18 protein-coding genes and 1 pseudogene are annotated in these 22761 nt (G+C 70.1%); 6 read left to right on the top strand and 13 right to left on the bottom strand.

Going from position 1 to position 22761, the window contains the following annotated elements:
• The 3 genes and pseudogenes from CCR97_RS30840 to CCR97_RS30850 all read right to left on the bottom strand — a co-directional run.
• Window positions 1-448: pseudogene (locus CCR97_RS30840) on the bottom strand (hypothetical protein); the annotation flags it as partial.
• Window positions 449-530: 82 nt separating this feature from the next.
• Complete coding sequence (gene argS, locus CCR97_RS30845; RefSeq protein WP_111356298.1) at window positions 531-2336, bottom strand: arginine--tRNA ligase; 1806 nt, start codon at window positions 2334-2336, stop codon at window positions 531-533.
• A gap of 37 nt (window positions 2337-2373) precedes the next feature.
• Entirely contained in the window at window positions 2374-3591 is a 1218-nt protein-coding gene (locus tag CCR97_RS30850) for a deoxyguanosinetriphosphate triphosphohydrolase (protein ID WP_111356299.1), read from the bottom strand.
• 101 nt (window positions 3592-3692) lie between these two features.
• Between CCR97_RS30850 and erpA the strand changes: the two genes are divergently transcribed.
• Both erpA and CCR97_RS30860 read left to right on the top strand, forming a co-directional pair.
• Window positions 3693-4034: an iron-sulfur cluster insertion protein ErpA gene (gene erpA / locus CCR97_RS30855; RefSeq protein ID WP_111356300.1), complete on the top strand. Its 342-nt coding sequence runs from the start codon at window positions 3693-3695 to the stop codon at window positions 4032-4034.
• 200 nt (window positions 4035-4234) lie between these two features.
• Window positions 4235-5245 carry a tripartite tricarboxylate transporter substrate binding protein gene (locus CCR97_RS30860; protein WP_111356301.1) on the top strand — a complete coding sequence of 337 codons (1011 nt, stop codon included), beginning with the start codon at window positions 4235-4237 and terminating at the stop codon, window positions 5243-5245.
• Window positions 5246-5261: 16 nt separating this feature from the next.
• Here CCR97_RS30860 and CCR97_RS30865 read toward each other — a convergent pair whose 3' ends face one another.
• The 4 genes from CCR97_RS30865 to CCR97_RS30880 form a co-directional block, all read right to left on the bottom strand.
• Complete coding sequence (locus CCR97_RS30865; RefSeq protein ID WP_111356302.1) at window positions 5262-6509, bottom strand: GGDEF domain-containing protein; 1248 nt, start codon at window positions 6507-6509, stop codon at window positions 5262-5264.
• Between the two features lie 230 nt (window positions 6510-6739).
• Window positions 6740-7783, bottom strand: a complete 1044-nt coding sequence (locus CCR97_RS30870; protein WP_111356303.1) for a Bug family tripartite tricarboxylate transporter substrate binding protein — start codon at window positions 7781-7783, stop codon at window positions 6740-6742.
• Between the two features lie 111 nt (window positions 7784-7894).
• Complete coding sequence (locus CCR97_RS30875; RefSeq protein WP_111356304.1) at window positions 7895-11086, bottom strand: efflux RND transporter permease subunit; 3192 nt, start codon at window positions 11084-11086, stop codon at window positions 7895-7897.
• An 82-nt stretch (window positions 11087-11168) separates the two neighbouring features.
• Entirely contained in the window at window positions 11169-12281 is a 1113-nt protein-coding gene (locus tag CCR97_RS30880) for an efflux RND transporter periplasmic adaptor subunit (RefSeq protein WP_245428767.1), read from the bottom strand.
• A 351-nt stretch (window positions 12282-12632) separates the two neighbouring features.
• Between CCR97_RS30880 and xth the strand changes: the two genes are divergently transcribed.
• From xth to CCR97_RS30895, 3 genes are all read left to right on the top strand, one after another.
• The gene (gene xth / locus CCR97_RS30885; protein ID WP_111356314.1) at window positions 12633-13427 is read left to right on the top strand and encodes an exodeoxyribonuclease III; all 795 of its coding nucleotides are present in this window, start codon (window positions 12633-12635) and stop codon (window positions 13425-13427) included.
• A gap of 93 nt (window positions 13428-13520) precedes the next feature.
• On the top strand, window positions 13521-13769 hold the full coding sequence (locus tag CCR97_RS30890) for a FitA-like ribbon-helix-helix domain-containing protein (RefSeq protein WP_111356306.1): 249 nt from the start codon (window positions 13521-13523) through the stop codon (window positions 13767-13769).
• Complete coding sequence (locus CCR97_RS30895; RefSeq protein WP_170145743.1) at window positions 13766-14179, top strand: type II toxin-antitoxin system VapC family toxin; 414 nt, start codon at window positions 13766-13768, stop codon at window positions 14177-14179. The genes CCR97_RS30890 and CCR97_RS30895 overlap by 4 nt, the downstream gene beginning before the upstream one ends.
• Window positions 14180-14198: 19 nt before the next feature.
• Here CCR97_RS30895 and CCR97_RS30900 read toward each other — a convergent pair whose 3' ends face one another.
• Both CCR97_RS30900 and ilvD read right to left on the bottom strand, forming a co-directional pair.
• On the bottom strand, window positions 14199-15125 hold the full coding sequence (locus tag CCR97_RS30900; protein WP_111356308.1) for a tetratricopeptide repeat protein: 927 nt from the start codon (window positions 15123-15125) through the stop codon (window positions 14199-14201).
• Window positions 15112-16836 (bottom strand): dihydroxy-acid dehydratase, encoded by a 1725-nt coding sequence (gene ilvD / locus CCR97_RS30905; protein ID WP_111356309.1) that lies wholly within the window; start codon window positions 16834-16836, stop codon window positions 15112-15114. The genes CCR97_RS30900 and ilvD overlap by 14 nt, the downstream gene beginning before the upstream one ends.
• A gap of 336 nt (window positions 16837-17172) precedes the next feature.
• On the opposite strand from ilvD, the gene CCR97_RS30910 reads away from it, so the two are divergent.
• Entirely contained in the window at window positions 17173-17775 is a 603-nt protein-coding gene (locus CCR97_RS30910) for a DNA-3-methyladenine glycosylase (protein ID WP_111356310.1), read from the top strand.
• A 35-nt stretch (window positions 17776-17810) separates the two neighbouring features.
• Here CCR97_RS30910 and CCR97_RS30915 read toward each other — a convergent pair whose 3' ends face one another.
• The 4 genes from CCR97_RS30915 to CCR97_RS31470 form a co-directional block, all read right to left on the bottom strand.
• Window positions 17811-18542, bottom strand: coding sequence for an NAD-dependent epimerase/dehydratase family protein (locus CCR97_RS30915; RefSeq protein ID WP_111356311.1), 732 nt, complete (start codon window positions 18540-18542; stop codon window positions 17811-17813).
• A gap of 103 nt (window positions 18543-18645) precedes the next feature.
• Window positions 18646-18984: a P-II family nitrogen regulator gene (locus tag CCR97_RS30920; RefSeq protein ID WP_111356312.1), complete on the bottom strand. Its 339-nt coding sequence runs from the start codon at window positions 18982-18984 to the stop codon at window positions 18646-18648.
• Between the two features lie 390 nt (window positions 18985-19374).
• Entirely contained in the window at window positions 19375-22137 is a 2763-nt protein-coding gene (locus CCR97_RS30925; protein WP_111356313.1) for a valine--tRNA ligase, read from the bottom strand.
• A 428-nt stretch (window positions 22138-22565) separates the two neighbouring features.
• A partial coding sequence (locus tag CCR97_RS31470; protein ID WP_207199640.1) for a hypothetical protein occupies window positions 22566-22761 on the bottom strand: 196 nt, incomplete at its 5' end.

The raw sequence follows: 22761 nt of genomic DNA on the forward strand, positions 1-22761 counted from the left end.
TGTAGCCGCTGTAGCGCTGGTCGGGATGGCGGGCATCGGTGTCGAGCGACGGATCGGCGTAGCGCGGCTCGCCGCCGCCGCGGGCGTAATCGGAGGGCGACCGGCCGAAGCGCGGCTCCGGATAGCCGGGCTCGTAGGGCACCGGGTCGGGCTGCGGCGGCTCGGGCAGGCGGGGCGCGGCCGGCTCGCTGCGACGGAGCGACGGGGCGGGACCGCGCTCGATGCGGCTCTCGACGCCGTCGCGCGTCGCCCGATCGGAAACGCCGTCACGGGCGAGACCGTCGCGCATGCGCGAGACCCGGCCCGACGGCTCGTAGGCGACGGGCTCGTTCTGGCCGATCAGCCGGGCCAGCTCGACCAGCGGATCGGTCGCGGGATCGGTGCGCGGGGCCGCACGGGCAGCCGTCGCGCCAGGACCGTCGGTTCGCCGATATCGGTCTTCCGCCATGCCAGAAAGCTCACCGGTCGCGGCGCCACTCTTTCACTGCGGACGCGGCCGGATCACCGCAGTCCGTGCGCGCCGGCGAGGGTCACCGCATCTCGTCAGGCGCTTCGACCCCGAGCAGACCTAGCCCCACGGAGAGCACCGTGATCACACCTTGAACAAGCGCGAGACGGGCCGACGTCAGTGTTGGATCATCCTGGATAATGAACCGTAAATGTGGCGAGTCCTTGCCACCACGCGTGTACTGGGCGTGGAAGTCGCTCGCCAGATCGTACAGGTAGAAGGCGATTCGGTGCGGCTCGTGCGCCGCCGCCGCCGCCTCCACCAGCCGCGGAAACTGGGCGAGGGTGCGCATCAGCGCGATCTCGCCCGGATCGTCGAGGCGGTCGAGCGGCGCGCCGGCGAGCCACAGCTTGAGCGCCGCCGGTCCCTTCCAGTCCTCCGGCATGTCGGGCAGCGTGTCGCGCGCGTTGCGGAAGATCGAGCGGCCGCGGGCATGGCCGTACTGGACATAGAAGACCGGGTTGTCGCGCGATTGCTCGATCACCTTGGCGAGGTCGAAGTCGAGCACGGCGTCGTTCTTGCGGTACAGCATCATGAACCGGACGGCGTCCTTGCCGACCTCGTCCACGACTTCACGAAGTGTCACGAAGTCCCCGGCCCGCTTCGACATTTTCACCGGCTGCCCGGCCCGCAACAGCTTCACGAGCTGGACGATCTTGACGTCCAGCGCGGCGCGGCCCTCGCTCACCGCCTTGACGGCCGCCTGCATGCGCTTGACGTAGCCGCCGTGGTCGGCGCCCCACACGTCGATCAGGTCGTCGAAGCCGCGCAGGACCTTGTTCTTGTGATAGGCGATGTCGGAGGCGAAGTAGGTGTAGGAGCCGTCCGACTTCTTCAGCGGCCGGTCGATGTCGTCGCCGAACTCGGTCGCCCGGAACAGCGTCTGCTCGCGGTCCTCCCAGTCCTCGGGCGGCGCCCCTTTGGGCGGCGGCAGCCGGCCTTCGTAGACCTTCCCCTCGGCCCGCAGCGCCGCGATGGTGGCGCCGACCTGGTCGGTCGCGCCCTCGATCAGCGACCGCTCCGAGAAGAACACGTCGTGGCGGACGTTGAGGGCGGCGAGATCGTCGCGGATCATCGCCATCATCATGTCGATCGCGGTCTTGCGGACGACCGGCAGCCACTCGGCCTCCGGCTTGTCCTTGAGGTCCGGACCGAACCGGCGGGCCAGCGCCTGGCCGACCGGCACCAGATAGTCGCCCGGATAGAGGCCGTCCGGGATGGCGCCGATCTCGTCGCCGAGCGCTTCGAGGTAGCGCAGATAGGCCGAGCGGCCGAGCACGTCGACCTGGGCGCCGGCATCGTTGATGTAGTACTCGCGCGTCACCCGCCGACCGGCGAACTCGAGCAGGTTGGCGAGCGCGTCGCCGAACACGGCGCCACGGCAATGGCCGACATGCATCGGGCCGGTCGGGTTGGCCGAGACGTACTCGACGTTGACGGGCGCCCCGCCCGGGACGCCGCGGGCATAGTCGGCGCCGGCCAGCAAGGTCGCCTTGAGGGCGGCCCGCCACACCTGCGGCTTCAGCGTCATGTTGATGAAGCCCGGCCCGGCGACGTCGACCGACTGGACCCAGTCGTCGCCGCGCAGCGCCTCGGCAATACTCTCGGCGAGATCGCGCGGCTTCTGCCCGGCGTCCTTGGCCAGCACCATGGCAGCGTTGGTGGCGAGGTCGCCGTGGCTCGCGTCGCGCGGCGGCTCGACCAGCACGCGCCCGCGCTCGAGGCCCGCCGGCAGCGCGCCCTTCGCGACCAGGGCGTCGAGCGCCGCCTGCACCCGGGCCAGGACGGCGGCGAAGACGTGGCTGGTTTCTTTCGTCCTATCAAGCATTTTGGTTCTATCCCGGGGCGGTGCTGCGGGCCGCGGCCTAACGCAAATGCGGGGTCGAGTCAAAAAGCCGGCGATGCTCGGCGATCGCGTAGCGATCGGTCATCCCGGCGATGAAGTCGGCGATCCGGCGCGCCCGCGCCCCCGGCCCGTCCGGCAGGTCGTGGCGCCATTCGGCCGGCAGCAGGTCGGGCTCGGCGACGTAGCGGCCGAAAAGGTCGGCGAGCACGCCCTCGGCCGCCGTCATCACCTGCATGACGCGGGGATGCCGGTACATGTGGGTCCACAGGAAGGCCTTGATGGCCTTGTCGGCGGCCGCCATGGGGGCCGAGAATGCAACCAGTGGTGATTCGGCGGCCCGCACATCGGCCACCGAGGTCGGCGCCACGACCGCGACGCGGGCGCGCGTCTCGGCCACCACGTCGACGATCATCACCGTGATGATCCGGCGGACCAGCTCGTGGACCAGACGGGCGGGGTCGATTTTCTTGTGCTCCGCACAAATGTCCCCCACGATGTGCGCAACAAATTCGACCTCGGACAGTGCGTCGAGCGTGAACAGGCCGGCCCGCAGTCCATCGTCCATGTCGTGGGCATCGTAGGCGATGTCGTCCGCGATGGCGCCGACCTGGGCTTCCAGGCTGGGAAAGGTCGCCAGATCGAGATTGTGCACCGCATCATAATCGCGAATCACCAGCGGCAGCGCTGACGCTGCGTCGCACAAAGCCTCTCCCGACTTTCGTCGCACGCGCGGGCCGACCAGCGGGCCGTTGTGCTTCACCAGCCCCTCCAGCGTCTCCCACGTCAGGTTGAGGCCGTCGAACGCCGGGTAGCGGCGCTCCAGCCGGGTCACCACGGCGAGCGTCTGGGCGTTGTGGTCGAAGCCGCCATGGGCGGCGAGGCAGCGGTCGAGCGCCCGCTCGCCGGCATGGCCGAAGGGCGGATGGCCGAGATCGTGGGCGAGCGCGCAGGCCTCGGCGAGGTCCTCGTCGAGGCCGAGCTGGCGGGCGATCGAGCGCGCCACCTGGGTCACCTCGAGCGTGTGGGTGAGCCGGGTGCGGAAATGGTCGCCCTCGTGATAGACGAACACCTGGGTCTTGTGGGCGAGCCGCCGGAACGCGGTCGAGTGGATCACCCGGTCGCAGTCGCGCCGGAAATCGCTGCGGCCCGGGCTCGGCGGCTCCGGATGGAGCCGCCCCCGGCCGGCCTTCGCATCGGCCGCGAACGGCGCGCGCGCGCATGCGTCCTGAACCGCCATGACGGCCTTTCCCGCTCCCCCGGACATTGACCCCTGCCGGTCCAGCACTTACCTTTTTTGCGCCGGACCACGCAATTTCCGCAATCCCGAAGGGCTTCCCGATGACCGACGCTGTCCAGACGGACATCACCCTGACCGACAGCGCCGTCCGGCGCATCGGCGAGATTCTCGCGTCCGAGCCGGCCGGCGCGATGCTGCGGGTCAGCGTCGAAGGCGGCGGCTGCTCCGGCTTCCAGTACAAGTTCGATCTCGACCGGGAGAAGGCCGCCGACGACCTGGTGCTGGCCCGCGACGGGGCGACCGTGCTGATCGACCCGGTGTCGCAACAGTACATGGCGGGCGCCCAGATCGACTATGTCGACGACCTGATCGGCGCCGCCTTCAAGATCAGGAACCCGGTCGCCGCCGCCTCCTGCGGCTGCGGGACGAGCTTCTCGATCTGACGCCCGACCCGCGCTCCGTCGCCTCGACGACCCCGGTCGACCGCGGGCCGACCTGCGGCTGCAGACCGTGCAGCGCTGCCCTGCGTGGGCCGCGCCCTCGGCTTCGTCGCCGCTTTACCCGAAATTGGCGACTCCTTCTGTATCACCATGGCCAGCAGCCATGGCGCGCCCGTGCGACGCGCCACAACCCCGGCCCTGCCATGCTCGACCGCCGCCGCGTTTGCTCGGCCCTCCTCGGGGCGGCAGCCGTCGCCGCGGCGTCGCGCGGTCGCGCCGACGACCTGCCGGCCGGTCCGGTGCGGATCGTCGTGCCCGCGGTCGCCAGCGGTGGCACCGACATCCTGGCGCGCCTGATCGCCACCCGGCTCGCCGGACTCTGGCGCCGCAGCGTCTCGGCCGAGAACGTGCCCGGAGCGTCCGGCGGGATCGCGGCGCGTGCCGTCCTGCGGGCGCCGGCCGACGGCCGCACGCTCCTGATGGGATCGACCGGAACCCTGATGGCAGCCGCGAGCGGCGTCGACGGCGGGCTCGCGTCAGAGTTCCGCGTCACCGACCACTTCGCTCCGATCGCGCTGGTCGCCGCCCCGCCCTATGTGCTGACCCTCCACCCCGCCGTGGAAGCGACCACGGTCGAGTCGCTGATCCGGCTCGCCCGCGACCGCCTAGCGGCCGGTCGTCCGCTGCGCTACGGCTCGTCCGGATCGGGGGCGGCGTCGCATCTCACCGGGGTGCTGTTCCAGCAGCAGGCCGCCGTGGTGCTCGAACACGTTCCGCTGCTCGGCACCGGCGCCGCCATGCAGGAGCTGCTGGCCGGCCGCATCGACCTTCTGTTCGCGCCGCCCCCGACCATCCACGAGACCGTCGAGGACGGCCGCCTCATCGCCGTCGCGACGACCGGCAAGACGCGCTCGCCGAGCTTCCCGGCACTCCCGACGATCGCCGAATCCGGCCTGCCGGACTTCGAGTCGGTCGGCTGGTTCGGGCTGCTCGCACCGCGCGGTACGCCGGACGCGGCCGTGACCCGCATCGCCGACGACGTCGGCACCCTGCTCCAGCGCCCGGACCTACGCGACCGGCTGGCAGCGCTCGGCGCAACGCCGCAGCCGACCTCGCCGGCCGCGTTCGCACGCTACATCGATGCCGACATCGCCAAGTGGACGACATTGCTCATCAGCACCGACGCGCTGCGCATCGACGCGCTGCCGCGCTGAAACGCTGAAACGAATCTCAGCCGGCGACGACCTTGTCGCGGCCGCTGTTCTTGGCGACGTAGAGGGCCCGGTCCGCGGCCGCCACCAACTCGGCCGGCGGGCCGTCCTCGGCCTTGACGGCGACGACGCCGAAGCTCGCCGTGACTGTGCGCACCTCGCCGCCGAGGTCGAACGGGGTCGCGGCGACGGCCCGGCGCAAGCGCTCGGCCGCGGTGCGGACGGCCTCCGCCCCGATGCCGGGCAGCACCAGCAGGAACTCCTCGCCGCCGTAGCGACCGATCAGATCGCCCTCGCGCAACGCCGCCGCCAGCCGGCGGGTGAACTCGACCAGCGCGGCGTCGCCGGCGGCGTGGCCGCACTGGTCGTTGATCGACTTGAAGCGGTCGATGTCGGCCATGACGATGCCGACCGTGTCGCCGTGGCCGGCGTCGCGCAGCGCCGCGGCGAGCCGATCCATGATCGCACCGCGGTTGAGCGCGCCGGTGAGCGGATCGCGGATCGCCGCCTCGGCGAGGCGTCCGCGCTCCTCCTGCAGGCGCCGATTGTGCTCGACGATGTCCTGATAGAGCCGGCTCTTCTCGATGACGATCGACACCTGCGCGGCGATCTGGCGGAAGATCGCCTGATGGATCTCGCGATACGTGTTCGCCTCGCGGCTGGTGAAGAACAGCACGCCGATCGGCCGCTCGCCGACGACGAGCGGGCAGGTGAAGCTCGAGCGGCCGCCCTCGCGGACGATCCGGCGGGTCGAGTCGGACTCGGGATGGTCGGCCAGATAGGCCTCGAGGTCGTTGAGGATGCGCGGCTCGCCCCGCGCCAGCACGGCGGCGAGGCTCGACCCCGCGAGCGGCTGCGAATAGCCGCTGGTGATCTGAACGGGTCCGAGCTGGGAGCGCGCCCAATGGGCCGTGAGATGGGTGCCGTCGGCCGTGACGAAGGCGCAGCCGATGCGGTCGTAGGGGATCAGGTCGACGAACCAGTCGAAGATGCGGTCGAGCACGTCGTCGACCCCGACCCCCTTGTCGACCATGTGGACGAGGTCGAACAGGCGCTCGAACTCGGCTTCCCGCCGGGTGATCTGCGCGGCGAGGAGATCGAGCTCGACGGCGAGCGCCGCGAGCGGATCGGTCGACGGGTCGACGCAGCGACCGGACTCGACCGCGGTGAGCCGCGGGACCGGAAGGCCGCGCCTGAGCTTGCGCACCCACTCGGCAAAGGCCGCGGCACGGCGCTCGACGGACGCGAGGGACGACTCGACGGGCATCGCGTTCCAACCTGGTCGGCATGCCGGAGCGTCCGGCTAACACGGCCCGGGCCAGCATGCATGCGGATAAAGCATTACTCCTCAGGGATTAAAAATTGTCATCGGCGCTCGCAAAAACCGACAGTGTTCAAGGATCGATCCGATCGGCCCCGAGGCCGATCGCCCGCTGCGACGACGGTGGACGGGGTGAAGGCCGGCGGCGGGGATCGCCGCCGGCCTCGCGCGGCAGCTCAGTTGATCGTCATGCCGATCGACTTGGCGAAGGCACCGTACTCGCCGACCTCGCGCCGCACCTGCGCGGCGAACTCGGTCGGGCTCATCGGCATCGGCTCGACGCCGATCTGCGTGAGCTTCTCCTTCAGGACGGGGCTCGTGAGCGCCGCGACGAGCTCCCGGTGGAAGGTCTCGGCGATCGCCGGGCTCGTTTTCGCCGGGGCGAAGAAGCCGATCCACACCGTGTAGTCGGAGTTCGGGAATCCGGCCTCGAGCGTGGTCGGCACGTCGGGCAGCGCGGCGGCGCGGGTCGGGCTCGACACCGCGAGCGCCTTCAGGCGGCCGGCCTTGATGTGCGGCAGGGCCGTCGAGATCGGGCAGAAATAGTAGGTGACGCGGCCGGCGATCACCTCGGTGAGCGCCTCGGCGCCGCCCTTGAACGGAATATGAACGGCCTGGTAGCCGGCGCTGGCGCGGAACCGCTCGGCCGAGAGATGCACGGCCGAGCCGATGCCGACCGAGGCGAAGGTGAAGTCGCCGGGCTTCGCCTTGGCGGCGGCGACGAAGTCCTGGACCGTGCCCAGCCCCGACGACGGCGCGACGATCAGCACGTTGGGCACGCTGCCGATGACGCCGAGCGCGACGAAATCCTTGGTCACGTCGTAGCCGAGGTTCGGATAGAGCGCCGGCGTGATGGTGTGGGCCGAGGAGTTGGCGAGCAGCGTGTAGCCGTCCGGCTCCGCCTTGGCGACCGCAGCCGAGCCGAGCGTGCCGCCGGCGCCGCCGCGGTTCTCGACCACGAAGGTCTGGCCCATGCGGGCGGAGAGCTGCTCCAGCACGACGCGCGGCACCACGTCGGTGGCGCTGCCGGCGCCGAACGGGATCACCACCCGCACCGGCTTGGTCGGCCAGGTCGGAGCTGGAGTCGCGGCGGGGGTCTCGGCGGCGGCCGGCAGCGGCGCGAGCGTCGCCGCGGCGGCCAGGAGGCCGATCAGCGCGGGGGCAAGGGAGCGGGCGAGCGTGGGAAGGACGAGCGCGGGAACGGGTCGACGCGAGAGCATGGCGGTCCTTTCAGGGTCCGGGTTTTGGACCCGACAGGGCAACTCGCGTGCCAGATCGCGACGGCGCGCGGCGTAGCCGCCCTGCCGGTGCCTCCCCCGCCCTGCCCGCTCCTACTCGGCCGCGGCCGGGGCGCGCTCGCCCTCGCGGACGGGCGCGAGCTGCGGCTCCAGGCGCTTCTTCAGGCGGCGATCGACCTTGTCGAGATAGATGTAGATCACCGGCGTGATGTAGAGCGTGAGGAGCTGCGAGAAGATCAGGCCGCCGACCACGGCGACGCCGAGCGGCTGGCGCAGCTCCGCCCCGGCGCCGGTGCCGAGCGCGATCGGCAGCGCGCCGAAGATCGCCGCGAACGTGGTCATCATGATCGGCCGGAAGCGCAACAGACAGGCTTCCCGCATCGCCGCCTCGGCGCCGAGCCCGACCCGCCGGCGCTCGATCGCGAAGTCGATCATCATGATGGCGTTCTTCTTGACGATGCCGACCAGCATCACGATGCCGATCATGGCGATCACCGACAGCTCCATGTCGAAGGCCATCAGGATCAAGAGCGCGCCGACGCCGGCCGACGGCAGGCCCGAGATGATGGTGATCGGGTGGATGAAGCTCTCGTAGAGGATGCCGAGCACCACATAGGCGGCGAACACGGCGGCGAGCACCAGCACGCCCTGCCCGCGCAGCGACTCCTGGAACACCTGGGCCGAGCCCTGGAAGCCGGTGGCGATCGAGGCCGGCAGGTTCGACTCGCGCTCGATCTCGCGGATCGCGTCGACGGCCTGGCCCAGCGAGGAGCCGGGCGCGAGGTTGAACGAGATCGTCACGGCCGGCTGCTGGCCCTGGTGGTTGACCTGCAGGGGGCCGACCGTCGGGACGATGCGGGTGACGGCGGAGAGCGGGATCGACGGGCCGTTGGCCGCCGTGTTGCCGGTGACGCCGCCGCCGGGCGTCAGCGTGTTGCCGGCCGCGCCGCTGACATTGGTCTTCAGGAAGATGCGCTCGAGCCCGGACGGGTCCGCCTGGACCTCGGGCAGGCTTTCGAGGATCACCTGATAGTCGTTCGACGGCGTGTAGATGGTCGCGACCTGGCGGGTGCCGAAGGCGTTGAACAGCTCCTGCCTGACCTGATCGACCGAGATGCCGTAGAAGGCGGCGCGCTCGCGGTCGATCTCCACGGTCATCTGCGGGTTCGAGATGTAGAGATCCGTGGTGACGTCGCGCAGCCCCGGCAGCGCCGCGATCTTTTCGCGCAGCTCCGGCGCGACCCGGTACAGCTCGGCCGTGTCGCTCGACTGCAGCGTGTACTGATACTCGCTCTTCGAGATGCGGCCCGTGATGTTGATGTTCTGGACGTTCTGGAAATAGGTCGCCATGCCGACGACCTTGCCGGTCTCGCGGCGCAGCCGCTGGATCACGGCGGTGGCGTTCTCGCCGCGCTCCTTCTTGGGCTTGAGCGCGATGAACATGCGGCCGTAGTTCGGGGTCGGGTTGGGGCCGCCGACGCCGACCGTCGAGTTCACGTAGGCGACCGCGGGATCGGCGCGGACGATCTCGGCGATCTTGCGCTGGCGCTCCTGCATCGCCTTGAACGAGATGTCGGCCGGGCCTTCGACGGTCGCCGAGATGAAGCCGGTGTCCTCGACCGGGAAGAAGCCCTTCGGCACGATCACGTAGAGCCACACCGTCGCCACCATGGTGGCGAGCGTGACGACCAGGACGGCGGGCTTGTGCCGCAGCACGATGTCGAGCGTCACCTCGTAGGCCCGCAGCATGCCCTCGAAGCCGCGCTCGAACAGCCGCAGCACCACGTTCTGCTTCTGGTCGCCGTGATGGCCGCGCAGCACGCGGGCGCACAGCATCGGGGTCAGCGTCAGCGACACGAAGCCGGAGATCACGATCGCCACCGCGATGGTGACGGCGAACTCGCGGAATACCCGGCCGACGAGGCCGCCCATCAGCAGCACCGGGATGAACACGGCGATCAGCGAGAACGTGATCGACACGATCGTGAAGCCGATCTCGCGGGCGCCCTTCAGGGCCGCCTCGAACGGCCGCATGCCGCCCTCGATGTGACGCACGATGTTCTCGAGCATGACGATCGCGTCGTCGACCACGAAGCCGACCGACAGGGTCAGGGCCAGCATGGTCATGTTGTTGATCGAGAAGCCGAGCGCGTACATCACCGCGAAGGTGCCGATCAGCGAGATCGGCACCGCGAGCGCCGGGATGATGGTCGCCGGCAGGGTGCGCAGGAACAGGAAGATGACGAGCACGACGAGGCCGATGGCGATCGCCAGCGTCTCCTGCACGTCGTAGACGGCCTCGCGGATCGAGACGGAGCGGTCGTTGAGGACCTCCATGCGGATCGCCGCCGGGATCTGCGCCCGGTAGCTCGGCAGACGCTCGCGCACCGCATCGACCACCGCGACCGTGTTGGCGGCGGGCTGCCGCTGGATGGCCAGCACGATCGCGCGCTCGTTGTTGAAGTAGCTCGCGATGCGATCGTTCTCGACCGAGTCGACGACGCGCGCCACGTCCTCCAGCTTGACCGGCGTGCCGTTGCGGAACGCGACGACGACCTTGCGGTAGTCGGCCGCCTTGGTCATCGCCGCTGTGGCGGTCAGCGTCACGTTCTGGTCGGTGCCCGAGATAGTGCCGACCGGCGTGTTGGAGTTCGTCTTGGCGACGACGTTGCGAATGTCCTCGAGCGAGATGTTGCGGGCCGCCGCGGCGACCGGATCGACCTGCACCCGCACCGCGAAGCGTTGCGCGCCGTACACCAGCACCTGGGCGACGCCGGGGATCTGCGAGATCTGCTGGGCGAGCGTGATCTCGCCGTAGTCGTTGACGGTGGAGAGCGGCAGCGTCGACGAGACCAGGCTGATGTAGAGGATCGGGAAGTCGCCGGGATTGACCTTGCGGAAGCTCGGCGGTGTCGTCATCTCGATCGGCAGCCGCCGCTGCGCCACCGAGAGCGCCGTCTGGACGTCGAGCGCCGCCCCGTCGATGTCGCGGCCGAGATCGAACTGGATGGTGATCGACGTCGTCCCGAGCGACGACATCGAGGTCATCGAGGAGATGCCCGAGATGGTCGAGAGCTGGCGCTCGATCGGCGAGGCGACCGAGGCCGCCATGGTCTCGGGGCTGGCGCCCGGCAGCGTCGCCGTGATGGCGATGGTCGGATAATCGACGGTCGGCAGTGCGGCGACGGCGAGCAGCCGATAGGCGAAGATGCCGAACACGATCATCGACGCGGTGATCAGCGTCGTCAGCACCGGGCGGCGGATGCAGGTCTCCGAGATCTTCACGGGGGTCCGTCTCCTGGCGGGCCGCCGGCGGGCGGCATCGACGCGTTTTTCGCGGGCGTCCGATTCTCGTTCTCGGGTGCGTCTAGGCTCCGGCCTTGCGGGGCGGCTGCTCGCCGCGGACCGTGACGCGTGCGCCGTCGGTGAGCTGCAGATGGCCGGCCGTCACCACCGTCTCGCCCCCCGACAGGCCGGTCTCGACGACCGTCTCGGGGCCGCTCGCGCGCAGCACCGTGACGGGCTGCACCTTGGCGACTCCGTCCTTCACCACATAGACGAAGCTGCCCTGCTGGCTCACCTGCACGGCGGTCGCCGGCACCGTGACGGCATCCTCGATGCGCAGCGTGAGCCGCGCCATGACCAGCGTGCCCGGCCACAGGAGCTCGTCGGCGTTGGGCATAGTGGCCCGGATGGTCGCCATGCCGGTCGCCGCGTCGACCGTGTTCTCGATCATGGCGATCTGGCCGCGGGCGCGGCGCGTCTCGCCCGGGATGACCGCCTCGACGGTGGCGTCCTCGTTGGTCAGCGCGGCGCGGATCTGCGGCAGCAGGCGCTGCGGCACCGTGAAGGAGACGTAGACGGGCGCCGTCTGGTTGATGGTGGCGATCGGCGTCAGGTCGGCGGTGCGCACCTGATTGCCGACCTTCACGTTGGCCTGGCTCATGCGGCCCGAGATCGATGCCCGGATCGTGGTGAAGCCGAGCTGCACCTTGAGATTGTCGATGGTCGCCTGGCTCGCCAGGATCGCGGCCCGGTAGACGTCGGCCTGGGTCTTGGCGTTGTCGAGATTGGTCTGCGGCGTGGCCGCCCGCGCGACCAGCTCGGTGTAGCGCCGCAGGTCGCGCTCGGCGCCTTCGAGCTGCGCCTTGTCGCGGGCGAGCTGCGCTTCGGCCTGCCGGATCTGGGCTTCGAGCGCGCGGCTGTCGAGCGTGACGAGGAGGTCGCCCTTCTTGACCACGGCGCCGTCCTCGAAATGGATGCCGACGATCTCGCTGTCGATGCGGGTGCGCACCGCGACGCTGGCGAGCGGCGTCACCGAGCCGAGCGCCTCGACCGTCACCGGGGTCTTCTTGTGGACCGCGAGCGCGGTCTCGACCGCGATGGCGCGCGGCCCGGCGGCAGCGCGGGCCGGCTGGCTCGCGGGCTTCTCGGCACCGAGCCACTGCACGGCGAAGGCGCTGCCCGCGAGGGCCAGCACACCCACCACAACCCAGAGAGCCCGCCGTCGGATCATGGCTTACCTGTGTGTTCGGATGCCGTGCGACAGGGGCGCCGTCCGCCCTGTCGGATCGTGTTGCGTCGCGCCGACGCCGCGATGATCATCCGACCGTCGATCATCGCCGCGATGATCGACGTTTCGACGAACCCGCGCGCGGTCGGTGACAGGGCCAAGGGGGTGCCTCGAACGAGTGGCCGGCGGCGTCAGCATTGTCACCGACTAGCAATTAGCATACCGCGACAATCGAAGCAGCAATCCGGTATGATGATTGCGAAATTGTAATCGGGACGGCGCGCCTTGTATCGCAAGTGCGAGGCGCAGGAGAAAACGATGCGGATCGCGACCTGGAACGTGAACTCGGTGAAGCAGCGACTCGATCACCTGCTGTCCTGGTTACAGGAACGGCAGCCCGACATCGTCTGCCTGCAGGAGATCAAGTGCGTCGACGACGCCTTCCCGCGCGAGCCGATCGAGGCCGCCGGCTGGAACGTCGCGGTGCACGGCCAGAAGACGTTCAACGGTGTCGCGCTGCTGTCGCGCCGCCCGTTCGACGAGGTGACGCCGGGGCTGCCGGGCGATCCGGACGACGATCATGCCCGCTTCCTCGAATGCGTCGTCTCGACCGGGGCGGGTGGCGTGGTGCGGGTCGCCTGTCTGTACCTTCCCAACGGCAATCCGGTGGGCACCGAGAAGTACCCCTACAAGCTGCGCTGGATGGACCGGCTCTCCGCCTATGCGCGCGACCGCTTGGCGCTGGAGGAGCCGTTCGTGATGGCCGGCGACTACAACGTGCTGCCCAACCCCATCGACGTCCCCAACCCGGAGGCATGGGCCGGCGACGCGCTGTTCCTGCCGCAGACCCGCGACAAGTTCTCGGCCCTGAAGGCGCTCGGCTTCACCGACGCGATCCGGGCCGGCTCCGACGCGCCCGGCCTCTACACGTTCTGGGACTATCAGGCGGGGTGCTGGCAGAAGAACCTCGGCCTGCGAATCGATCATCTGCTGCTGTCACCACAGGCAGCCGACCGCCTGGAATCGGCCGGGATCGACAAGCACGTGCGCGGCTGGGACAAGCCCTCGGACCACGTCCCGGTGTGGTGCGACCTCGCGCTCGAGGCGGCGTGAGGACACCGGCTCGCACTCGAGGGCAGCGCCGCCCGCGCCACGGCAAGGCCGCGGATCGTGCTATGCTGGCGGCGACCGCAATCGGAGGACGAGATGGGCGAGATCCTGGTCCGCAATCTGGACGACGCCGTCATCGCACGCCTCGAACGCCGCGCCGCGCTGAACGGGCGGTCGCTGGAACAAGAGCTGCGTGAGGTGCTCGCCGCGGCAGCGCCGGAAGCACCGTTGTCTCCCGAGGAGAGGCTCGAACACTCGCGACGCCTCCGCGAAAAGTTGCCCGACCTCCGCCATGTCGATGTCGAGGCCCTGGTCCGATCGGGGCGCGACGAGGACTTGGCGTGATCCTGGTCGTCGATGCGAGCGTCGCGGCGCATCGGCTGCTTCGTCTCGCGCGCGCAGAGGAGGCCGACCGCCTCCTCGGTCACGGGCAGAACCACCTGATCGCACCCGATCTCGTGGTCGCCGAGATCGCCAGCGTGATCTGGAAACTGTGGAAGTTCGAAGGGCTCGACGAGAGCCTGGCCCATGAGATGCTCGCCATGGCGCCGTCGGGTTTCGACGAGCTGGTCCCCTGCTCCGCCCTGACCGAGCGAGCGTTGTCGATCGCCATCGCGCTCGGGCACTCGGTCTACGACTGCTTTTACGTGGCGCTGGCTGAGCAGAGGGAGGCCAAGCTCGTCAGCTTCGACGAGCGGCTGCGGCGCGTCTGTCTACCGACCTGTTATGCGTCGCTGTTCCTGCCGACGACCTGAACGCGGCGCCCGCTCCGCCCTACTCCTTCCGCCCGCCGCGCAGCCAGTGCTCGAGATGGGCGAGCGCCTTGGCGCGCTCCGTCTCGGTGGCGGTCTTGAAGGCGGCGGCGTGCAGGTCGGTGATCCAGGCCTCCTGCGGGGTCGCGGCGTCGCGGGCGAGCGTCAGCCACATCAGGCCCTTGGCGCCCTGGCGCGGTATCGCCTCGCCCTTGAACAGCATGGCGCCGAGCATCGCCTGGGCCTGGTACTGGCCCTTGTTGGCGGAGAGCTGCAGCCAGCGCGCCGCCTGGCGGGCGTCCTTCACGCCGCCGAACCCTTCGAGATACATGCGGCCGAGGTGATACTGGGCGTCCGGGTCGCCGAAGTAGGAAGCCGCGTAAGTGAACATCTCGCGGGCGCGGTCCGGATCGGACTTCACGACCGAGTTCGGGATGCCGTCGAGATAGTAGTTGCCGAGTGCCACGAAGGCGTTGGCGACGAAGCGGGCGCGCGGCGTGCCGGGGCTCTCGTCGGCATAGGCGTCGGCGACCTCGCGGAAGTACTCGAAGGCGCGCACGTCGTCCTGCTTGACGCCGTCGCCCTCGGCATACATCCGGCCGAGCTTCCACTGGGCGATCGGGTGACCGCTGGCGGCGGCGTATTCGAGCGACGACAGGCCGTTTTTGGTGTCGCCGGCGCGCAGCGCCTGGGCGCCCGAGCGGAACGCCTCGACCGGGGTGAGGTTGCGCAGCGTCGGGGCGGCCTGCAGCGTGCCGGGCGCCAGAATGGCGGCACCGCGCGGGAACAGGTCGATGCTCACGGCCGGCGCCACCTGCACGGGCCCGACCGGGCCGACCGGGGTCACCGGCCCCACCGGGCCGCGCGTGGCATCGAACGCGACCGCGCTGCCCAGCCCGAGGGCCAAGCCGACTGCGACCAGGATGCCGATACGCCTAGACGTCCGCATAGCACTTCTTCTCGGCCACGGCGCCCGGATGAGTGACGGCGCCGGTGCGCGCCGATCCCACCTGCTGGGCGTATTTCCACAGGTAACCCGACGTCGCCGTCGGCCGCTTGGGCTTGAACTCGGCCCGGCGGGCATCGAGCTCGGCCTTGGAGAGCTTCACGTTCAGGGTGCCGGCCTCGGCGTCGATCTCGATGATGTCGCCGTCGCGCAGGAGGCCGATCGGACCGCCGACCGCCGCCTCCGGCCCGACATGGCCGACGCAGAAGCCGCGGGTGGCGCCGGAGAAGCGGCCGTCGGTGATCAGCGCCACCTTGCCGCCGGTGCCCTGCCCGTAGAGGGCGGCCGTGGTGGCGAGCATCTCGCGCATGCCGGGGCCACCCTGCGGACCCTCGTGGCGAATGACGAGCACGTCGCCGTCCTTGTAGCGGCGCTTCTTCACCGCCTCGAAGCAGGCCTCCTCGCCGTCGAAGCAGCGCGCCGGCCCGGTGAAGGTCAGGCTCTCCAGGCCGGCGATCTTCACGATCGCGCCGTCCGGGGCGAGGTTGCCCTTGAGGCCGACGACCCCGCCGGTCGCCAGCAGCGGCCGGTTGGCCGGCAGGACGACGTCCTGGGCCTTGTTCCAGGCCACCGAGGCGAGGTTCTGCGCCATGGTGCGGCCCGTCACGGTCATGCAGTCGCCGTGCAGGAAGCCGTGGTCGAGCAGCGTCTTCAGGATGAGCGGGATGCCGCCGACCTCGAACAGGTCCTTGGCGACGTAGCGGCCGCCGGGCTTGAGGTCGGCGATGTACGGGGTGCGCTTGAACACCTCGGAGACGTCGAACAGGTCGAAGGCGATGCCGCACTCGTTGGCGATCGCCGGCAGATGCAGGGCCGCATTGGTCGAGCCGCCGGTCGCGGCGACCGCCGCGGCGGCATTCTCCAGCGCTTCGCGGGTGACGATGTCGCGCGGCCGGATGTTGCGGCGGATCAGCTCGACGATCTGCTCGCCGGCCGTCATGCAGAAGCGGTCGCGGATCTCGTAAGGGGCCGGCGCCCCGGCCGAGTACGGCAGCGCGAGGCCGATCGCCTCGGAGACGGTCGCCATCGTGTTGGCGGTGAACTGCGCCCCGCAGGCGCCGGCCGACGGGCACGCGACCTGCTCGAGCTCGTCGAGGTCGCCGTCCGAGAGGTCGCCGACCGAGTGCCGGCCGACCGCCTCGAACACGTCCTGGATCGTCACCGGACGGCCCTTGAAAGTGCCGGGCAGGATCGAGCCGCCGTAGATGAAGATCGACGGCACGTTCAGGCGGCACATCGCCATCATCATGCCGGGCAGCGACTTGTCGCAGCCGGCGAGCCCGACCAGCGCGTCGTAGGCGTGGCCCCGGATGGTCAGCTCGACCGAGTCGGCGATCACCTCGCGCGACGGCAGCGAGGACTTCATGCCCTCGTGGCCCATGGCGATGCCGTCCGTGACCGTGATGGTGCAGAACTCGCGCGGCGTGCCGCCGTTCGCAGCGACGCCCTTCTTCACCGCCTGGGCCTGGCGCATCAGCGCGATGTTGCAGGGCGCCGCCTCGTTCCAGCAGCTCGCCACGCCGACGAAGGGCTGGTGGATCTGCTGCTTGGTGAGGCCCATGGCGTAGTAGTAGGACCGATGCGGCGCGCGCTCGGGACCCTCGGTCACGTGCCGGCTGGGCAACCTGCTCTTCAGGTCCGTCCTGGCATCCATCGCGCGTCGTGTCCCCTGTCGAGACCGCTTGCGACCGGAACGTTCGTGCACCGAGGTCAGCGATCTTGACCCATTCGAAATCGTGGAGGCGTGTGGCGGAAAATAGGCGTTTAGGCTTGCCACAGGCCCGGTCACGGAAATGTTGATCCCCTGTTGCTGTAGTGACACACGCTGTGGTCACGGGTGCACAGACGGCTTGCGGAGCGCGCAGCTTTGTCGTCGTGTCGCTGTGCGAAAAGACCCCGTCGCCCCGTCGCGAACTATGCACACGACGAGTCGACGGACCGTCAAAGCAGACCCGCCGAAACCACCGATTTCGTCGAGCTTTCGTTCACCATGACGCGGACCGCCCCGCCCGCTCGCCGCGCCCCGCAGCGGCTCGATCGCGGCTTCTTCGATCGCAGCGTCCATCGCGTCGCGCCCGATCTGATCGGCGCGACGCTGCTGGTCGACGGCGTCGGCGGCACGATCGTCGAGGTCGAGGCCTATCACCACACGGATCCGGCGGCGCACAGCTACATCGGCCGCACGCCCCGCAACGCCGTGATGTTCGGCCCGCCCGGCTACGCTTACGTCTACCGATCCTACGGCATCCACTGGTGCGTGAACGCGGTGTGCGAGGCGGAGGGGTCGGCCAGCGCGGTGTTGATCCGGGCGATCGCGCCGACGGAGGGGATCGAGACCATGCGGGCGCGCCGCGGCGTCGCCGCCGATCGCCTGCTCTGCGCCGGCCCGGGGCGCCTCTGCGAGGCGCTCGGCATCACCCGGGCGCTCGACGGGGCGCCACTCGACGCCCCGCCCTTCGTGCTGCTGGCCCGCCGGAGCACGCCCGAGATCGTCGCCGGCCCGCGCATCGGCATTACCAAAGCGGCCGACAAGCCGTGGCGCTACGGGCTGAAGGGCTCGCCGTTCCTCAGCAAGCCGTTTCGTGGAGCGTGACGACGGCGCGCCGTCCGACGGCACGACCGCGGAGGTCAGGGCGACGCGGCGATCCGGAACGCCGGATCGAAGCCGAGCTCGGCGCGCGCCTTGTCGATTGCGACCTCGCCGTCCTCCTCGGCGATGTTGTAGAGGCCCGGTGCGCCGCGGGTGATCGCGAGCCGGGCGGCTTCGGCGGCGGCGTCGACATGGAGGGGCGCGCCGGCCGGCGCCGTCTCGGCCCAGGTGCCGGGCCCGTAGAGCCGGCCGTAGCGGAGCACGAGCCCGTCGAAGCCCGGCATCGTGGTGACGAGCTCCTCCAGGGCGTGGACGCCGCGCGCCGTCACGGCCTGCGGCCCCTCCTCGGCCGCGGCGAGCGGCGAGGCTTCCGTGTAGGGGCGCGGCCCCTCGGCATAGGCGAAGGCGATGCTCTGGGCGACGAGCCGCGGCACCCGCGCCGCCTGCACGGCGGCGACCAGGTTGCAGGTCCCTTCGATGCGAATGCGGGCGTTGCGGGCCAGCGCCTCGTTCAGCCCCTCGGCATCGAGCAGGTCGGGCAGATCGGTGAGCTGGTGGACGACGACGTCCGGCCGCGCCTTCTCGACGACGGCGGCGAGCGCCGGGCCGTCGAACACGTCGACCACGGCGGGCCGCACACCGGCGCGCGCCAGCGCCTCCGCCTTTTCCGGCAGGCGCGTGGTCCCGGTGACCTCGTGACCGTCGCGGATCAGCAGCGGCACCAGGCGCCGCCCGATCACCCCGGTCGCTCCGGCAAGAAAGATGCGCATGACGCCTCCGACGGTCCCCCGGGAGCCCCGGTGACAATCGTCGAAGCGCCGGAGGCGTATCGGGGTTCCGTCGGTCGGCGCGGAGCCGCGTCGTCGAAGCCCGTCAGAGGGCGTCGCCGTCGACCTCGCCGGTGCGGATGCGCAGCGCCCGCTCGATCGGGGTGACGAAGATCTTGCCGTCGCCGATGTGGTCGGTGCGGGCGGCGCCGCGGATGGTCTCGATCACCCGCTCGACCCGCTCGTCGTCGACCACCACGTCGATACGGATCTTGGGCAGGAAGGCCACGACGTACTCGGCGCCGCGATAGACCTCCTTGTGGCCGCGCTGGCGGCCGTAGCCCTTGACCTCGGTGACGGTCATGCCCTGGGTGCCGGCCGCCGTGAGGGCGTCGCGGACATCGTCGAGCTTGAAGGGTTTGATGACGGCGGTGACGAGCTTCATGCGGCACTCCAGAAATCGGGGTCGGACGCCGAGCAGACGGGGAAGGCCCCGGCGCCCGAAAAAGGCGCGGCGGTCCGAAGGCGTGTCGATGCGGCGCAAGATACCGTCAAACGCGCGTCGAAACAGACGGAATTCCACGGATTTGCAGGATTGCCGCCATGCACCGGCGGGCGAGCGCACGCGAGGGGCGCGGACCAGCGGTGCCCCCCATCCCCTCATGGTGAGGAGCGCCCCACCGGGGCGCGTCTCGAACCATGTGGCCCCCGAGCGAGGATGCGAACGGATGACCCGGCGGATGGCCCGGGGCCGCCCACGCCCTTCGAGACGCCCGCTGCGCGGGCTCCTCAGGACGAGGGCGGAGGACAGGCGGCGGACGTCCGGAAACCCGCCTCAGGCGTCCTTCAGCCGCTCCAGGGCCTCGAGGATCTTGTCGCGGCGGGCGACCGCCTCCTCGCGCTTCTCGCGCTCGCCCTCGACCACCTCCTCGGGGGCGCGGGCCAGGAAGTCGGCATTGGCGAGCTTGTTGTCGACCCGGGCGATGTCCGCCTCGGCCTTGGCCTTCTCCTTGGTCAGCCGAGCCTTCTCGGCGGCGATGTCGATCACGCCGGCGAGCGGGATGGCGGCAACCTCGCCGCGCACGACGAGCTGCACGGCGCCCTTGGGGGCCGCCGCGGCGTGGCCGATGCTCTCCAGCCGGGCGAGCCGCTCGATCACATCGGACCAGCGCCGCGCCCGCTCGAACGTCTCGGCCGCGCCGGTCAGCACCAGCGGCAGCTTGGTGGCGGGCGGCACGTTCATCTCGGCCCGCACCGAGCGGATCGCCGTGACGAGGTCGATCACCCAGCCGATCTCGGCCTCCGCCTCGGGGTTCTCCAGCCCCTCGGCCGACGGCCACGGGGCGAGCGCCAGCAGACCGTCGCGGGCCGGACCGCCCTCGGCCGTGACGGTCCACAGCTCCTCGGTGACGAACGGCATGAACGGGTGCAGGAGCCGCAGGATGGCGTCGCGCACATGCGCCACCATGGCGCGTGTCTCGTCCTTGGCCGGCCCGTCGGCGCCGAGCAGCACCGGCTTGGCGAGCTCCAGGTACCAATCGCAATAGACGTTCCAGACGAAGCGGTAGACGCTGCCTGCCGCCTCGTTGAACTTGTAGGCCTCCAGCGCCGCCGTGGTGTCGCCGACGGCGCGGGCGAGCTCGTGGCCGATCCAACGGTTGAGCGTCTCGGTCGCGCCACGCGGATCGAAGCCCGGCACCGTGACGCAGCCGTTCATCTCGGCGAAGCGGCTGGCGTTCCACAGCTTGGTCGCGAAGTTGCGGTAGCCCTCGACCCGCGACTTCGCCAGCTTGATGTCGCGCCCCTGCGCCGCCATGGCGGCGAGCGTGAAGCGCAGCGCGTCGGCCCCGTACTGGTCGATCAGCTCGAGCGGATCGATGACGTTGCCCTTGGACTTCGACATCTTCTGTCCGCGCTCGTCGCGGACCAGCGCGTGGATGTAGACGGTCTTGAACGGGACCTCGTCCTGGAAGTGAAGTCCCATCATCATCATCCTGGCGACCCAGAAGAAAATGATGTCGAACCCGGTGACGAGCACGCTCGTCGGGTAGTAGCGCGCGAGCTCCTTCGTCTCGTCCGGCCAGCCGAGCGTCGAGAATGGCCACAGCGCCGAGGAGAACCAGGTGTCGAGCACGTCCTCGTCGCGGATCAGGAACGGCGCCCGGCTGTCCGGATCGAGCGCCATGTCGTGCCCTTCCATGGGCGTGATCGCCTCGGTCTCGGCGTAGTAGGCGAGCGCCCGGGAGACGGCCTCCTCCTCGGTCTCGGCGACGAACACCTTGCCGTCCGGCCCGTACCAGGCCGGGATCTGGTGACCCCACCAGAGCTGGCGGGAGATGCACCACGGCTGGATGTTCTCCATCCACTCGAAATAGGTCTTCTCCCAGGTCTTCGGGACGAAGACGGTCGAGCCGTCGCGCACCGCGTCGATCGCCCGGACGGCGAGCGCCTTGGCGTTGACGTACCACTGGTCCGTGAGGAACGGCTCGATGACGACGCCGGAGCGGTCGCCGTGGGGCACCATGTGGGTGTGCGGCTCGATCTTCTCGAGCAGGCCCTCGGTCTCCAGCCGCTCGACGATCTTCTTGCGGGCCTCGAAGCGGTCGAGCCCGTGCAGCGCGATCGTTTCGCGCAGCGCCTCGCTCATCTCGACCTTGTCGAGGAACGCCGCGTTCTCGGCGAGGTCGAGCCGCCCCTCGGTGTCGAGCACGTTGACGAGCGGCAGATGGTGCCGGCGGCCGACCTCGAAGTCGTTGAAGTCGTGCGCCGGGGTGATCTTGACGGCGCCTGTGCCCTTCTCCGGATCCGAGTACTCGTCGGCGACGATCGGGATGCGGCGGCCGACCAGCGGCAGGACCACGTGGCTGCCGACGAGGTGCTGGTAGCGCTCGTCGCTCGGATGCACGGCGACCGCGGTGTCGCCCAGCATGGTCTCCGGCCGCGTCGTCGCGACCGTGATGAACTCGCTGGTGCCCTCGACCGGATAGCGGATGTGCCAGAGATTCCCCTTGATCTCGACCTGCTGCACCTCGAGGTCCGAGATGGCGGTGAGGAGCTTCGGGTCCCAGTTGACCAGCCGCTTGTCGCGATAGATCAGCCCGTCGTCGTAGAGCTTGACGAAGACCTTAAGCACCGCGCGCGAAAGCCCCTCGTCCATGGTGAAGCGCTCGCGCGACCAGTCGCAGGAGGCACCGAGCCGGCGGAGCTGGTTGACGATGGTGCCGCCGGATTCGGCCTTCCAGGCCCACACGCGCTCCAGGAACGCCTCGCGGCCCATCTCGCGGCGCGACGGCTCCTTGCGCTGCATGAGCTGGCGCTCGACTACCATCTGGGTGGCGATGCCGGCGTGGTCGGTGCCGGGCTGCCACAGCACGTCCTTGCCGCGCATCCGCTCGAACCGCACCAGCACGTCCTGGAGCGTGTTGTTGAGGGCGTGCCCCATGTGGAGCGAGCCGGTGACGTTGGGCGGCGGGATGACGAGGCAGTACGGCGCGGCGTTGGCACGGTCCGGCCGTCCGGCCCGGAACGCCTGTGCCGCCTCCCAGGCGGCCGAGATGCGGTCCTCGATGGCGGCGGGCTGGTAGGTTTTCTCGATCATGGGTCCGGATTCTTTGCGCGGCGGGGCACGATCGCGAAGCGCCGCAAGGGGTTCGGCGAGGATCGCGGGTCCGCCCGGGACAATGGCGGGCGCCACCAAAGCCCCCGCACCCGCCGCTGTCAACGCCGCCGAAGGGCGAGCGGATTCAGCCGATCCGGCGGACCGGGAGGGCGACGAACTTGCCCTCGTAGATCCGCCGCGCCCGGGTCATGTGGGCGGTGCTCCTTCGTCACCGCCTCTCGCTGGCCCGACCTCGGAACGCGTTACCGGCCGGACACGTGCCCGGGCAAAATGACGGGTTTGGTCGGAAAGGACTAGGAGAGCTAGCAGGCTCCTGCTTTTGATTGTAGGTCAGTTGGTTTGCAGGCGGGGATCGCATGACCGGGGCACGGCGCGGCGCGGAACGAGGCAGGCCGAAACGCTTGCGGTCACACCTGCTGGCCTGCGTGAGCGTCGTAGCGGTTCCGGCGCTCCTCGCCTCGCCGCCCACGGCGGCGCAGACGCAGTTCGGCGGCGCCGGCGGCGGCGTCATCGGGATCGGCGGCGCGGGCGGCCAGAGCCAGAATACGGGCCCCGGGGCAGACGGGGCTTCCGGCGGCATCGCTGGCACCGGCGGCGGCGGGG

The organism is Rhodoplanes elegans, assembly GCF_016653355.1.
Lineage (GTDB): Bacteria > Pseudomonadota > Alphaproteobacteria > Rhizobiales > Xanthobacteraceae > Rhodoplanes > Rhodoplanes elegans.